Source organism: Pseudomonas sp. App30 (genome assembly GCF_047947025.1).
GTDB lineage: Bacteria > Pseudomonadota > Gammaproteobacteria > Pseudomonadales > Pseudomonadaceae > Aquipseudomonas.
The window spans coordinates 541,090-553,408 of the sequence record NZ_CP133165.1; the positions used below are offsets into that span (position 1 = coordinate 541,090).

A 12,319-nucleotide genomic window follows, 5' to 3' on the forward strand; every position below is an offset into this window, starting at 1 on the left:
TGGATTGCGCGATGGCCTCGAACACGCACTCGGCCACCGCGCACAGTACCGTCAGCGCACCTGCATATAGGCGCCATCAACGAACGTCGCACATTCGTCTACCTGCTTGAGCAGCCCGGCAAAATCACGTGCCTCATGCTTCATCATCAGGGTCAGGTCGTAATGCCCCAGTACCGGGGCCACACGTAGCAGTTCCTGCTGTAACGACTGTTTCTGGTCGTGCAACGCCAACACCGTACCCAGGGCCTCTTCGCGATGCGTGTATTCGAGCAGTGTCGCGTTCGACAGTCGAAGGCCTTCGCGGGCGCGCTCCTGCTCTGCGCGAAGCTCATCGCGAAGGCGGATGGCGTCTCGGAAGGTGATGGCGCCCGCCACGTTCCCTATCAGTTTTTTCACGCGGTCAAGGCCCACTTGAATCAACGCCGTCTTGGTCGGGTCGGCCTTCAGCATTTCCACTTCCTCGGCAGTGGGCAGCAACTCGCTCAGGTCCTTCCAGTCCAGCTTGTCCAGCGCTGCGATCGTGTCATCCAGCAGTTGCCGATCCTCAAGCAACTGCCCATGACGCTCAGTCGTCTTTACCAATTCGACCCTGCGTTGCTGCGTATCCATTTTCAGCCGGGCAAGCAACTTTTCGGGCCGCGCGCTCAGGTTTATCTGCTCCATGTTCAGCGCCGCCTGGGTGAGCGAGTCGGCCACTTGTTCCATCGAACCGCGCAGCTCATTGACCTCCCGCCCAATGTATTGCCAGACGAGGGTCACCGCGTTTTCGCGCTTATCCAGGGTGTCGCGGGCCTCGGCCTTCTCCAACCTGGCCTGCAGCGTGGCTTTAAGGTTATTGGCCATCAACAGGGCACGCAACCGCACCAGCCCCGAGCGGATTTCATCGCTAGCCGACAGCGACGTAATGAACAATGCCTCCACGTTTTCGTGCACGTTCAAGTCAAACGCCAGATCAAGCGAGCCCGACGCTTCACGGATAGACTTGAACAACCCCTTGATTTTCGCAGCATCGATAGCAGGTACTGTTTCAATGCCCCTAATTAAAGAGATACTCATACTTTCACCCCACTATTCCAGTCATTGATGGCGCGGTTAAAGGTAGCGGCTAACGTATTGGATTGTTCTTTGATCTGTTTCCATGGTTCCAGCACCAACTCAAACTCCAGGGCAAACTCTGCCATGGATGACTGATCCTTGATGGCTTTCAGTTTATTTTCGGAATTATCAACCCAGGCGTGCAATACATCCCACACGCTGCGCAAATTCTGCGCGCCCGCCAACGCATCGGTCATGGTAATTTCAATGTGTTCGAGGTAGCCGACCAGACTGCTCACAGCCTCGATGAGCGGCGCTTTGCTTTTACTTTCCTGGATTTTCCGGTCACGCTCTTCAATCAGACTGTTGCGCTCCTGGCGAACTCTTTCGGCGTCTTCGCCGAAGATATTGACCATGATCAAACCGCCGACCAGGCCGAACACCAGCCCGATTAAAATACTCTTGACCAATTGATCGTATTCTTCCCGCTTCACCTTTATTTCATCCGCCAGGCGCACGATTTCCTCATCGAGCGTGGCGATACTGTCGGTCAGCCGGTGCCGGCGCCCCAGGTGGATCTTGCGGTTGACCCTGGGTAGCAATTGCTGGCTCAACACATCGGCAAAAACACTTATTTTTGCCCGCACGTCCTCCACCGCGTTTTTCTGTTCAGTGATAGAGCGGCGCATCCGCTGCAAAATAACCTGCAAGTTATTCTTCTTCTTCAAATCCCCTTCGGACAGCAACTCGGGCAGCAAGCCCGCGATATCCTCCGGTTTCAAATCGCGGATGCTTGCTTCGAACGGGTCCAGCCAATCCATGGTGTCCACGTATCTGACCAACCGTTCCCCGCTGGTGAGGAAGTCCGATGCAAAGCTGCCCAGCTTAGTGTTGACCAGCTTTACCTGTTGCTCAATACCGGACCAACCGACGGCATGCTCATGGATGACGCTGTACAGGATCACGAAGTCGGCCGGCTCGAAGCCGCCCACGTAACTTGTCCCATACCCCAGCGCCGCTTCGACCTGCGCCGTCGTGGTCGGCAGGCTCAAGCCCAGGCGCTCATAGCGCTTGATCTTGAATATGTCCCCACGGGTTACCAGCAACCCAGTATCGCGGCCGCCTGGCTGCGCCGTCGCAGCAAGCCCCAGAAGCTTTGCCGGCAACTGTTGCGCGGCCCCGGCCAACTCATCAGTTTGTTGTTTGACCCATTCCATAGGTTCACCTCACTCCGTATCCAGGTTATGTCACTGCAGCGACAAACCTACCTTACGGGTTCAGGTGAAGTGCGATAACCGGGAACCTGTGCAGCCGGCGAAACAGCCCAGTGCTGGCCCGATGCACCGGCTCAGCGAATTCCCGGCACAGTGACCTCATCCTGCGCGCATTGCATCTTTACGCCACGCCCACAGGCAACGAAGCCAAGGTCCTTGCCCAGGCAGACTTTCACCTCGGCCAACTGCGCGCCGCTGCACCGCACCACCACGCCGTCGGCCGGCAGGCCCGGGTTGGCCTGGCGGAACAGCTCGACGATCTGCCGCGGCGCGAAGGTCTGGGCACTTTCGGAGGGTTGCAACGCGGCCGGTACCTTGACCCGGCCCAGGGCCTTGTCGGCCGTTGCCAGGTAGGCCGAGGCGTCCAGCCCGCTGCAGGTACCATGGCGCTCCCATTCATGAGCCAGCAGTTGGCGGCTGGGGAACAAGGTGGCGCCTTGATCGCGCTGCGCCGTCGTCAAGGGCGTGACTGGCGCACAGCGCTGTGGCCAGCCACCAGCCTGGTACTGCGGCCACAGGCCATGGAGGACGAAGCCGTAGCCCTTGCCGCTGCACTGGGGGTTGCTGCCGTGGGTGAGGCAGAAGGTCGGTGACCAGGACAGGCTGAGCAGGTAGTAATCGAACACGCCTGCCTCGCCCCTTGGCTGGGCGTTCTGGCGGGCCTGTGCGGTGCCCAGGCTGCAGAGCAGTATCAAGGCTAGTGCGGCGATCCTGGTCATGGGATGGTTCTCCGTCGGGGTGCGCGATCAAGGTTAGGGTATATGGCGGTGGTAGATAATTAGGAACGTGTACCGCGAGGCAACGTTAGAACAACCCCATCTGCCCACCAACCAGGGTGGCGAAATCGTCGTTCACGAACGGCAGGATGCCGTCCGCCACCGGCTGCAGCTGGCGGCTGATGTAATGGTCGTAGTCGATGGCCGCGTCGATGGCTTCCAGCGGCTGCGGCCCCGCCAGGGTGATGACGTAGCTGATCCAGCCGCCACGCTGGTATTGCAGGGGCCGGCCGTGGCGGGCGTTGTACTCGTCGGCCAGGCGCGCGGCGCGCACGTGGGGCGGCACGTTGCGTTCATAGTCGTCCAGCGGCCGGCGCAGGCGCTTGCGGTACACCAGTTGGGCATCCAGCTCGCCGGCCAGGGTGCGCTGCACCAGGTCGCGCAGGTAGGCCTGGTAGGGCCGGTGATGAAAGATGCGCTCGTACAGTTCCTGCTGGAACGCCCGGGCCAGCGGCGACCAGTCGGTGCGCACGGCCTCCAGGCCCTTGTAGATCATCTCGTCGCTGCCGTCGGCACGCCGCACCAGGCCGGCGTAGCGTTTCTTGCTGCCCTCCTCGGCGCCGCGAATGGTGGGCATCAGGAAGCGGCTGTAATGGGTTTCGAACTGCAGTTCCAGGGCGCTTTCCAGGCCGTACTCGGCCTGCAGGTGGCTACGCCAGTACGCGTTGACGTGGGCCACCAGCGCCTGGCCAATGTCGGCGGCCTCTTGCTGGCCGTGGGCGCGCTTGAGCCAGACGAAGGTGGAGTCGGTGTCGCCATAGATCACTTCATAGCCCTGGGCTTCGACCAGCTGGCGGGTGCGCTGCATGATCTGGTGGCCGCGCAGCGTGATTGAAGACGCCAGGCGCGGGTCGAAGAAGCGGCAGCCGCTGGAGCCGAGCACGCCGTAGAAGGCGTTCATGATGATCTTCAGCGCCTGGGACAGCGGCTGGTTGCCCTGGGCTTTCGCCGCCTCACGGCCCTGCCACACGGTGCGCACGATGGACGGCAGACAATGGCGCGTGCGCGAGAAGCGCGCGCCGAGGAAGCCGGGCACCGAGTGCGCATCGTCAGGCAGGCGCAGGCCTTCGACCAGGCCGATGGGGTCGATCAGGAAGCTGCGGATGATCGACGGGTACAGGCTCTTGTAGTCCAGCACCAGCACCGATTCGTACAGGCCCGGCCGCGAGTCCATGACGAAGCCGCCGGGGCTGGCCTGGGGCGGGCGTTCGCCCAGGTTGGGGGCGACGAAGCCCTGGCGGTGCATCAGCGGCAGGTACAGGTGGGTGAACGCCGCCACCGAGCCGCCGCTCTGGTCGGCGGGCAGGCCGGTGACGGTCGCGCGCTCGAGCAGGAAGTCCATGATGCGGGTCTTGTCGAAGATGCCCAGCACCAGCTCGCAGTCCTTGAGGTTGTAGCGCGCCAGGGCCGGCTTGTCCTCGGCGAACAGGCGGTTGATCTCGTCCATGCGCTGGTACGGCGTGGAAATATCCTTGCCCTCGCCCAGCAGCGTCTGGGCGACGTTTTCCAGGCTGAACGAGGGGAAGCTCCAGGTGGCCTGGCGCAGCGCCTCGATGCCGTCGATGATCAGCCGCCCGGCGGCGCTGGCGAAGTAGTGCCCGTTGCCGCTGCCGTGTTCGCGCCACAGCAGCTCGCCGCCATTGCGCCCCAGGCGCAGTTGCACGCCGTGGCGCCGGGCCTGTTCGTGCAGCACGCGCAGGTCGAACTGCACCACGTTCCAGCCGATGATGGCGTCGGGGTCATGCTCGGCCATCCACTGGTTCAGGCATTCCAGCAGCTCGACCCGCGACGGGCAGTACTGCAGGTCGAAGTCCAGCCCGCTCGCGTCGCCGTTGGCCGGGCCCAGCATGTACACCTGGCGCTGGCCGCAGCCCTGCAGGCCGATGCAATACAGCTCGCCGTGCTCGGTGGTCTCGATGTCCAGCGACAGCAGCTTGAGGTTGGGGCGGTAGCCCGGCGCCGGCTTGAGCTGGGCGTCCAGCAGCAGGCCGCTGCCGTCGTCGCGCCCGGCGATGCTGGCCGGGGCATTGATAAAGCGCTCCATCAGGTAGCGCTCGGGCGGGCGAATGTCGGCCTCGTAGACGTCGATGCCGTTGCGCCGCAGGCTCTTTTCCAGGTCCAGCAGGTGCCGGTACTGCTGGCAGTACAGGCCCTGCACCGGCCGGTGGTGGAAGTCCTGCAGCGCCAGCGGCCGAAGCTCGGCACCCGCCTGCGGCGCCACCAGGGCCTGGGCCTGCGCGGCCTGCTCGGCCGGCACGAAGGCCACCGCCGGCTGCACGGGCAGGCGCACCTGGCGGGGCCCAGCGTCGGTGGCGAGCCAGAACTCGACCTCCGTTCCCGCCGGCGTGTCGCGCCAATGGCGGGTCAGGATAAAACCTTGCTGGACATCCACTGCACTGACCTCGTCGAACCGCTGGATAAACATCCATTATACCTGCTTGCCCGACGATTTGACGCCGCGCCCGCCTTTGCCCAAGCTACGCCCCTTTCCACTCGTATTGCGGACACCCCCTGAGTGAAGACTTCAGCGATCAAATGGCCACGCCTGCTGCTGGCCGCCACCGGTGTGCTGGCGCTGCTGGCCGGCTGCGACTTCGGCAAACCCAAGCCACCGCCACCCACCACCTACATCAGTGTTGACTGGAGCGCCCTGCCGGCGGTCAGCGACGCCGACCTGATGGCCGGCTATACCGCCTGGAACTCGGCCTGCCAGCGCCTGGCCAAGGACGCCACCTGGGGCGCCACCTGCGCGGCGGCCGCCCAGGTACCGGCGCAACCGGCCGCCGTGCGCGCCTTCCTGCAAAACCAATTGCAGGTGTACAGCCTGCGCTCGGGCCAGGACCAGGACCGCGGCCTGATCACCGGCTACTACGAGCCGGTGTACCCTGGCAGCCTGGCCCGCGACGACCAGCACACCGTGCCGGTGCTGGGCGTGCCCGACGACCTCATCGTGGTAGCGCTGGACAGCGTCTACCCCGAACTCAAGGGCAAGCGCCTGCGCGGGCGCCTGGACGGCCATGTGCTGCGCCCCTATGACGACGCTTCCGCCATTAACCAGAAACCAGTCAACGCGCCCACCCTGGCCTGGCTGACCAACCCCATGGACCTGCAATTCCTGCAGATCCAGGGCTCGGGGCGCATCCAGCTGGACAGCGGCCGCCAGCTGCGCATCGGTTATGCCGACCAGAACGGCTGGCCCTATAAGCCGGTAGGCCGTTGGCTGGTGGAACAGGGCCTGCTGAAGAAGGAGGAAGTCAGCATGGGCAAGATCCGCGACTGGGCCACCGCCAACCCGGCACGGGTGCCGGAGCTGCTGGCCAGCAACCCCAGCTACGTGTTCTTCTCCACCCGCCCGGACAGCAACGAGGGCCCGCGCGGCTCGCTGAACGTGCCGCTGACCGCCGGCTACAGCGTGGCCATCGACCGCAAGGTCATCCCGCTGGGCAGCCTGCTGTGGCTGAACACCACCAGCCCCGACGGCAAGACCATCGTGCGCCCGGTGGCCGCCCAGGACACCGGCGGCGCCATCGCCGGCGAAGTGCGCGCGGACCTGTTCTGGGGCACTGGCGACAAGGCCGGCGAACTGGCGGGCAACATGAAGCAGCAGGGGCAGATCTGGCTGCTGTGGCCCAAGGGCGCACAGCCGCCAAAGGTGCAGTAACGCGCGCCCGAACGCAGCCTTCGGCTGCTGCATCCTGTGGGAGCTGGCTTGCCAGCGAGCTGTTGGGGCCATAAAAGCTCGCTGGCAAGCCAGCTCCCAAAAGTCAGTTGCTGCTACGCTGTGCGTATAACCAGAACCGCAGAGGCTGTGATGAAGACCGTTGCCGAATTACTCAAGCTCAAGGCCCAGCAGAATCAGCAGGTGCACACCATCGGCCCCGACCAGATGGTGGTCGAGGCCCTGCGCCTGATGGCTGAGAAAAACGTCGGCGCCCTGCCGGTGGTCAAGGATGGCGCCGTGGTGGGCATCGTCAGTGAACGCGACTACGCCCGCAAGGTGGTGCTTGCGGGGCGGTCGTCAGTCGGCACGCCGGTGCGCGACATCATGAGCGCCAAGGTGGTGACCGTGGACACCCACCAGAACATCGACGCCTGCATGAACATGATGACCGACGGCCACCTGCGCCACCTGCCGGTGGTGGTGGATGGCCAGTTGGTGGGGCTGCTGTCCATCGGTGACCTGGTCAAGGAAGCCATTGCCGAGCAGGCCGACCTGATCCGCCAGCTGGAGCAATATATTCGCGGCGAGTAGGCGCGCCCGCGCAGCCGCGCAGGTATACTGCGCGGCTCCCGGGGACGGCCCCGGACACTACCCTGCACGCCCCGGAGTTCCCGCATGTCTGTCGACCAACAAGCCCCTGCCCAAGCCCTGCCCGAAGACACCGGCAGCGACAGCCAGGCCGCCGTGCCGGCGTTCAGCTTCCCGTTCAAGCCCGGCGCCTTCGCCGCGGCGAAAAAAGCCGCCACCTACCCCGGCGCCGGCAAGTCCAACCACGACAAGACCCCCGGCCGCGCGCCCAACGGTACTCGCCGTTCGATGGGCAAGCGCTGACCGTCAGCGGTTGACGTCCACCACCACGCGCCCGCGCACGGTGCCGGCCATCAATTGATTGGCCACTTCCACCGCTTCACCCAAGCCAATTTCACGGCTGATCAGCGGCAACAGCGCGCGATCCAGGTCGCGGGCCAGGCGGTCCCAGGCCTCGACACGGTCGGCCTTGGGCCGCTTGACGCTGTCTATACCCAGCAAGGCCACCCCTCGCAGGATGAACGGCGCCACCGAGCCTGGGAAATCCATGCCCTGGGCCAGGCCGCAGGCCGCCACCGCGCCGTGGTAGCGGGTGCTGGCGCAGACGTTGGCCAGGGTGTGGCTGCCCACTGAGTCCACCGCCCCCGCCCAACGTTCCTTCGCCAGCGGTTTGCCCGGCGCCGAGAGGCTGGCGCGGTCGATCACCTCGCTGGCACCCAGGCGCTTGAGGTAGTCGTGCTCGCTGGCGCGGCCGGTGGACGCCACCACCCGGTAGCCGAGCTTGGCCAGCAGGGCGATGGCGAAGCTGCCGACCCCGCCGTTGGCGCCGGTCACCAGCACCTCACCCTGGTCTGGCGTCACGCCATGGCGCTCCAGGGCCATCACGCACAGCATCGCCGTGTAGCCGGCGGTGCCGATGGCCATGGCTTCGGCCGGCGTGAAGGCCTTGGGCAACGGAATCAGCCAGTCGCCGTCCAGCCGCGCCTGCTGCGCCAGGCCGCCCCAATGCCCCTCGCCCACGCCCCAACCGTTAAGCAGCACCGCGTCACCCGGCTTGAAATCGGCGTGCTGGCTACTTTGCACGGTGCCCACCAGGTCGATGCCCGGCACCATGGGAAAACTGCGCACCACCGGGCCCTGGCCGGTAATGGCCAGGCCGTCCTTGTAGTTGAGGGTGCTGTAGGCCACCGCGACGGTGACGTTGCCCGCAGGCAGCTGCGCCTCATCCAGCGCTTGCACGGCGGCGCGCTGGCCCTGCTCATCCTTCTCGATCACGATAGCGTTGAACATGGAGCTCTCCCTTATATAGACCGATTGTCTTTTAATGGCGCTGAAAAAGCCGGCAGCGCCGGCTTGATCAACCTCAGATCTGGAAAAACGCCGAGCGCAGGAAGCCGCTGACGAACACGCGCATGGGCTGCGCGCTGCGTACCAGCCGGGCGCGCAACACCGCGCCTTCCCAACCGGTCCAGAAAAACGCCGCCAGCTCGTCGCAGTCGGCTTCCTTGGGCAGGTCGCCGGCGGCCTGGGCGGCCTTGAGGCAAGTGCTCAGGCGCTGCTGCCAGTCCCGGAACACCGCGTCGATGGCCTCGCGGTAGCCTTCGGGCAACACCGAGATTTCCTGGCCCAAGTTGCCTACCAGGCAACCACGGCGGTATTCGTGCTTGGCCATGCCCTTCTGCGCGTCCTCGGCAAACGCCAGCACGCGCTCCAGCGGCGCTACCGACTCATCCAGCAGCCAGCGGTCGAGCTTGGCGGCGAAGTACTGCGCGTAGTTGTCGAGCAAGGCCCGGCCGAAGGCATCCTTGCTGGCGAAGTAGTGATAGAACGAGCCCTTGGGCACCCCGACACGCTTGAGGATCATGTCGATGCCGGTGGCGCTGAAGCCTTGCTCGGTGAGGATTTCAGTACCGCAACGGACCAGCAGCTCGCGGGTGTCGTAATGCTCGCGAGGCACCTTGGGGGGGCGGCCGGGTCTGCGGGGGACGGGTGCTTGGGTTGGCGTAGTCATGAACACCGATATTAGACTGGCCGTCTCGATTGTCAACCGCTGCTTGCCAAACATCCGTGTGGGAGCTGGCTTGCCAGCGAGCTGTCGGGGCCTCAACAGCTCGCTGGCAAGCCAGCTCCCACAAGGGGGTAGGCACTTATGGCGCTTCGCTATATATTCGCGAACATAACGAAAAATTCAAAAAAGGAGTTTCAGCATGTCCGTCAGCCCCCCTCGCCTCGCCCTCCTCGGCCTGTTCGCCGCCCTGGCCTTCAACGCCCACGCCGATGAAGTGCAGGTGGCCGTGGCCGCCAACTTTACCGCGCCCATCCAGGCCATCGCCAAGGACTTCGAGGCCGACACCGGCCACAAGCTGGTCGCGGCCTACGGTGCCACCGGCCAGTTCTACACCCAGATCAAGAACGGCGCGCCGTTCGAGGTGTTCCTGGCCGCCGACGACACTACCCCCGCCAAGCTTGAAAGCGAAGGCGACACCGTCAAGGGCTCGCGCTTCACCTACGCCGTGGGCACCCTGGCGCTGTGGTCGGCCAAGGACGGCTACGTCGACGGCAAGGGCGAGGTACTCAAGGCCAATCAGTACCAGCACCTGTCCATCGCCAACCCGAAAGCCGCGCCCTACGGCCTGGCCGCCACCCAGGTGCTGGACAAGCTCAAACTCACCGAGGCCACCAAGGCCAAGATCGTCGAAGGCCAGAACATCACCCAGGCCTACCAGTTCGTCTCCACCGGCAACGCCGAGCTGGGCTTCGTGGCGCTGTCGCAGATCTACAAGGACGGCAAGGTCACCAGCGGCTCGGCGTGGATCGTGCCGGCCAACCTGCATGACCCGATCAAGCAGGACGCGGTCATCCTCAACAAGGGCAAGGACAGCGCCGCCGCCAAGGCCCTGGTGCAGTACCTGAAAGGCCCGAAAGCCGCCGCCATCATCAAGTCCTACGGCTATGAGCTCTGATGCCACTGGATGCAAGTGACCTGTCGGCCATCTGGCTGACGGTCAAGCTGGCGTCGCTGACGACCCTGTTGCTGCTGGTGATCGGCACCCCGATCGCCTGGTGGCTGGCCCGCACCCGCTCGCGCCTGCGCGGGCCGGTGGGGGCCGTGGTGGCGCTGCCGCTGGTGCTGCCACCCACGGTCATCGGTTTCTACCTGCTACTGGCCATGGGGCCCAACGGTTTCATCGGCCATGCCACCCAGGCCCTGGGCCTGGGCACCCTGACCTTCAGCTTCGCGGGCCTGGTGATCGGCTCGGCCATCTATTCCCTGCCGTTCGTGGTGCAGCCGTTGCAAAACGCCTTCACCGCCATCGGCGACCGCCCCCTGGAGGTGGCCGCGACCCTGCGCGCCAGCCCCTGGGACTGCTTCTTCAGCGTGGTGGTGCCGCTGGCCCGCCCCGGCTTCGTCACCGCCAGCATCCTGGGCTTTGCCCATACCGTGGGTGAGTTCGGCGTGGTGCTGATGATCGGCGGCAACATCCCCGACAAGACCCGCGTGGTCTCGGTGCAGATCTACGACCATGTGGAAGCCATGGAGTACGCCCAGGCCCACTGGCTGGCCGGTGCCATGCTGGTCTTTTCGTTCCTGGTGCTGCTGGCCTTGTACGCCCGCGGCCACGCCAAAGCCCGCTGGAGTTGACCCGTGGCCGCCACCCTGACAGCGCGCATCCGCCAGCGCTTCCCCGCTTTTACCCTGGACGTCGACCTGCAACTGCCGGGCCGCGGCGTCACCGCGCTGTTCGGTCAGTCCGGCTCGGGCAAGACCACCTGCCTGCGCTGCCTGGCCGGCCTTGAGCGCGCCGGCGACGCCTACATCGAAATCAACGGCCAGGTCTGGCAGGACAGCCAGCGCGGCCTGTTCCTGCCGCCGCACCAGCGCCCCCTGGGCTACGTGTTCCAGGAAGCCAGCCTGTTCGCCCACCTCAACGTGCGGCGCAACCTGGAGTTTGGCTGGAAACGCATCGCCGCCAGCCAGCGCAAGGTCGAGTTGGAGCAGGCCTGCGAGCTGCTGGGCATCGGCCACCTGCTGACACGCATGCCTACCCACCTGTCCGGCGGCGAACGCCAGCGCGTGGGCATTGCCCGCGCCCTGCTGGCCAGCCCCGGCCTGCTGCTGATGGACGAGCCGCTGGCGGCGCTGGACAGCCAGCGCAAGGCCGAGATCCTGCCGTACCTGGAGCGCCTGCACGACGAACTGGACATCCCGGTGGTGTACGTCAGCCACGCCCAGGACGAAGTGGCGCGCCTGGCCGACCACCTGGTGCTGCTGGACGCCGGCCAGGTGCTGGCCAGCGGCCCCATCGCCCAGACCCTGGCGCGCCTGGATTTGCCGCTGGCCCTAGGCGACGACGCCGGCGTCATCATCCACGGCCAGGTCCAGGCCCATGACCCCGCCTACCAACTGCTCAGCCTGGCCCTGCCCAACACCGACCTGCACATCCGCGTGGCCCACGGCCCGCTGCCCCTGGGCAGCCCGCTGCGGTTCAAAGTGCAAGCCCGCGACGTCAGCCTGAGCCTGGACGGCCAGGGCCAGAGCAGCATCCTCAACCGCCTGCCGGTGACCGTCACCGGCCAGCGGGTGGCGGACAACAGCGCCCACGTGCTGGTGAGCCTGGACGCGGCGGGCACGCCGTTGCTGGCGCGGGTAACACGCTATTCGTGGGACCAGCTGGGGCTGGGCGTGGGCAGCGCGGTGTGGGCGCAGATCAAGGCGGTGGCGGTGTTGGCGTGAGTGGCGCCATCCCCGTAGCAGCGGCCGCAGGCCGCGTCCAATGGCGCTGCGTATCTCCAAAGGTGTACCGCGCCGTGGCCGGACGCAGCCTTCGGCAGCTGCTACAGGGGCGATCGCATCGTCTGCATCGCGGCCAAGGCCGGCTCCTACCCTGCCCAACCAACGCGGTGTCTGTAGCAGCGGCCGCAGGCCGCGTCCAATGGCGCCGCGAATCCCCCAAGGTGTACCGCGCCGTGGCCGGACGCAGCCT

At 65.5% G+C, this 12,319-nt stretch carries 12 protein-coding genes; 6 read left to right on the forward strand and 6 right to left on the reverse strand.

Going from position 1 to position 12,319, the window contains the following annotated elements; translation table 11 throughout:
• Positions 1 to 51 precede the first annotated feature (51 nt).
• The 4 genes from RAM80_RS02380 to RAM80_RS02395 all read right to left on the reverse strand — a co-directional run bounded on the left by RAM80_RS02380 (position 52) and on the right by RAM80_RS02395 (position 5,477).
• Complete coding sequence (locus RAM80_RS02380) at positions 52 to 1,056, reverse strand: alpha-xenorhabdolysin family binary toxin subunit B (RefSeq protein WP_416424632.1); 1,005 nt, start codon at positions 1,054 to 1,056, stop codon at positions 52 to 54.
• Positions 1,053 to 2,252, reverse strand: a complete 1,200-nt coding sequence (locus RAM80_RS02385) for an alpha-xenorhabdolysin family binary toxin subunit A (protein ID WP_416424633.1) — start codon at positions 2,250 to 2,252, stop codon at positions 1,053 to 1,055. The genes RAM80_RS02380 and RAM80_RS02385 overlap by 4 nt, the downstream gene beginning before the upstream one ends.
• Before the next feature lie 131 nt (positions 2,253 to 2,383).
• A complete protein-coding gene (locus RAM80_RS02390; RefSeq protein WP_416424634.1) occupies positions 2,384 to 3,028 on the reverse strand; it encodes a ribonuclease T2 family protein in 645 nt (214 codons plus the stop codon).
• 85 nt (positions 3,029 to 3,113) lie between these two features.
• On the reverse strand, positions 3,114 to 5,477 hold the full coding sequence (locus RAM80_RS02395) for a DNA polymerase II (protein ID WP_416427402.1): 2,364 nt from the start codon (positions 5,475 to 5,477) through the stop codon (positions 3,114 to 3,116).
• Between the two features lie 123 nt (positions 5,478 to 5,600).
• Between RAM80_RS02395 and RAM80_RS02400 the strand changes: the two genes are divergently transcribed.
• From RAM80_RS02400 to RAM80_RS02410, 3 genes are all read left to right on the forward strand, one after another.
• A complete protein-coding gene (locus tag RAM80_RS02400; RefSeq protein ID WP_416424635.1) occupies positions 5,601 to 6,746 on the forward strand; it encodes a murein transglycosylase A in 1,146 nt (381 codons plus the stop codon).
• 150 nt (positions 6,747 to 6,896) lie between these two features.
• Positions 6,897 to 7,337, forward strand: coding sequence for a CBS domain-containing protein (locus tag RAM80_RS02405; RefSeq protein ID WP_416424636.1), 441 nt, complete (start codon positions 6,897 to 6,899; stop codon positions 7,335 to 7,337).
• Between the two features lie 84 nt (positions 7,338 to 7,421).
• The gene (locus tag RAM80_RS02410) at positions 7,422 to 7,637 is read left to right on the forward strand and encodes a hypothetical protein (protein ID WP_416424637.1); all 216 of its coding nucleotides are present in this window, start codon (positions 7,422 to 7,424) and stop codon (positions 7,635 to 7,637) included.
• Positions 7,638 to 7,640: 3 nt separating this feature from the next.
• On the opposite strand, the gene RAM80_RS02415 is transcribed toward RAM80_RS02410, so the two are convergent.
• Together RAM80_RS02415 and RAM80_RS02420 are read right to left on the reverse strand one after the other, a co-directional pair.
• The gene (locus RAM80_RS02415; RefSeq protein WP_416424638.1) at positions 7,641 to 8,624 is read right to left on the reverse strand and encodes an MDR family oxidoreductase; all 984 of its coding nucleotides are present in this window, start codon (positions 8,622 to 8,624) and stop codon (positions 7,641 to 7,643) included.
• A 73-nt stretch (positions 8,625 to 8,697) separates the two neighbouring features.
• Positions 8,698 to 9,345 (reverse strand): TetR/AcrR family transcriptional regulator, encoded by a 648-nt coding sequence (locus RAM80_RS02420; protein WP_416424639.1) that lies wholly within the window; start codon positions 9,343 to 9,345, stop codon positions 8,698 to 8,700.
• A gap of 196 nt (positions 9,346 to 9,541) precedes the next feature.
• Between RAM80_RS02420 and modA the strand changes: the two genes are divergently transcribed.
• The 3 genes from modA to modC are packed head-to-tail and all read left to right on the forward strand — an operon-like array spanning position 9,542 to position 12,069.
• Entirely contained in the window at positions 9,542 to 10,297 is a 756-nt protein-coding gene (gene modA / locus RAM80_RS02425; RefSeq protein WP_416424640.1) for a molybdate ABC transporter substrate-binding protein, read from the forward strand.
• Positions 10,297 to 10,977, forward strand: coding sequence for a molybdate ABC transporter permease subunit (modB, locus tag RAM80_RS02430; protein ID WP_416424641.1), 681 nt, complete (start codon positions 10,297 to 10,299; stop codon positions 10,975 to 10,977). The genes modA and modB overlap by 1 nt, the downstream gene beginning before the upstream one ends.
• A gap of 3 nt (positions 10,978 to 10,980) precedes the next feature.
• Positions 10,981 to 12,069 (forward strand): molybdenum ABC transporter ATP-binding protein, encoded by a 1,089-nt coding sequence (modC, locus tag RAM80_RS02435; RefSeq protein WP_416424642.1) that lies wholly within the window; start codon positions 10,981 to 10,983, stop codon positions 12,067 to 12,069.
• Positions 12,070 to 12,319: the final 250 nt, after the last annotated feature.

Bases quoted from the DNA above. Each gene is read 5' to 3' on its own strand.
- RAM80_RS02390 (WP_416424634.1), bottom strand. From the start codon at position 3,028: ATGACCAGGATCGCCGCACTAGCCTTGATACTGCTCTGCAGCCTGGGC.
- RAM80_RS02420 (WP_416424639.1), bottom strand. From the start codon at position 9,345: ATGACTACGCCAACCCAAGCACCCGTCCCCCGCAGACCCGGCCGCCCC.
- RAM80_RS02415 (WP_416424638.1), bottom strand. From the start codon at position 8,624: ATGTTCAACGCTATCGTGATCGAGAAGGATGAGCAGGGCCAGCGCGCC.
- RAM80_RS02405 (WP_416424636.1), top strand. From the start codon at position 6,897: ATGAAGACCGTTGCCGAATTACTCAAGCTCAAGGCCCAGCAGAATCAG.
- RAM80_RS02410 (WP_416424637.1), top strand. From the start codon at position 7,422: ATGTCTGTCGACCAACAAGCCCCTGCCCAAGCCCTGCCCGAAGACACC.
- RAM80_RS02385 (WP_416424633.1), bottom strand. From the start codon at position 2,252: ATGGAATGGGTCAAACAACAAACTGATGAGTTGGCCGGGGCCGCGCAA.
- modB (WP_416424641.1), top strand. From the start codon at position 10,297: ATGCCACTGGATGCAAGTGACCTGTCGGCCATCTGGCTGACGGTCAAG.
- RAM80_RS02380 (WP_416424632.1), bottom strand. From the start codon at position 1,056: ATGAGTATCTCTTTAATTAGGGGCATTGAAACAGTACCTGCTATCGAT.
- modA (WP_416424640.1), top strand. From the start codon at position 9,542: ATGTCCGTCAGCCCCCCTCGCCTCGCCCTCCTCGGCCTGTTCGCCGCC.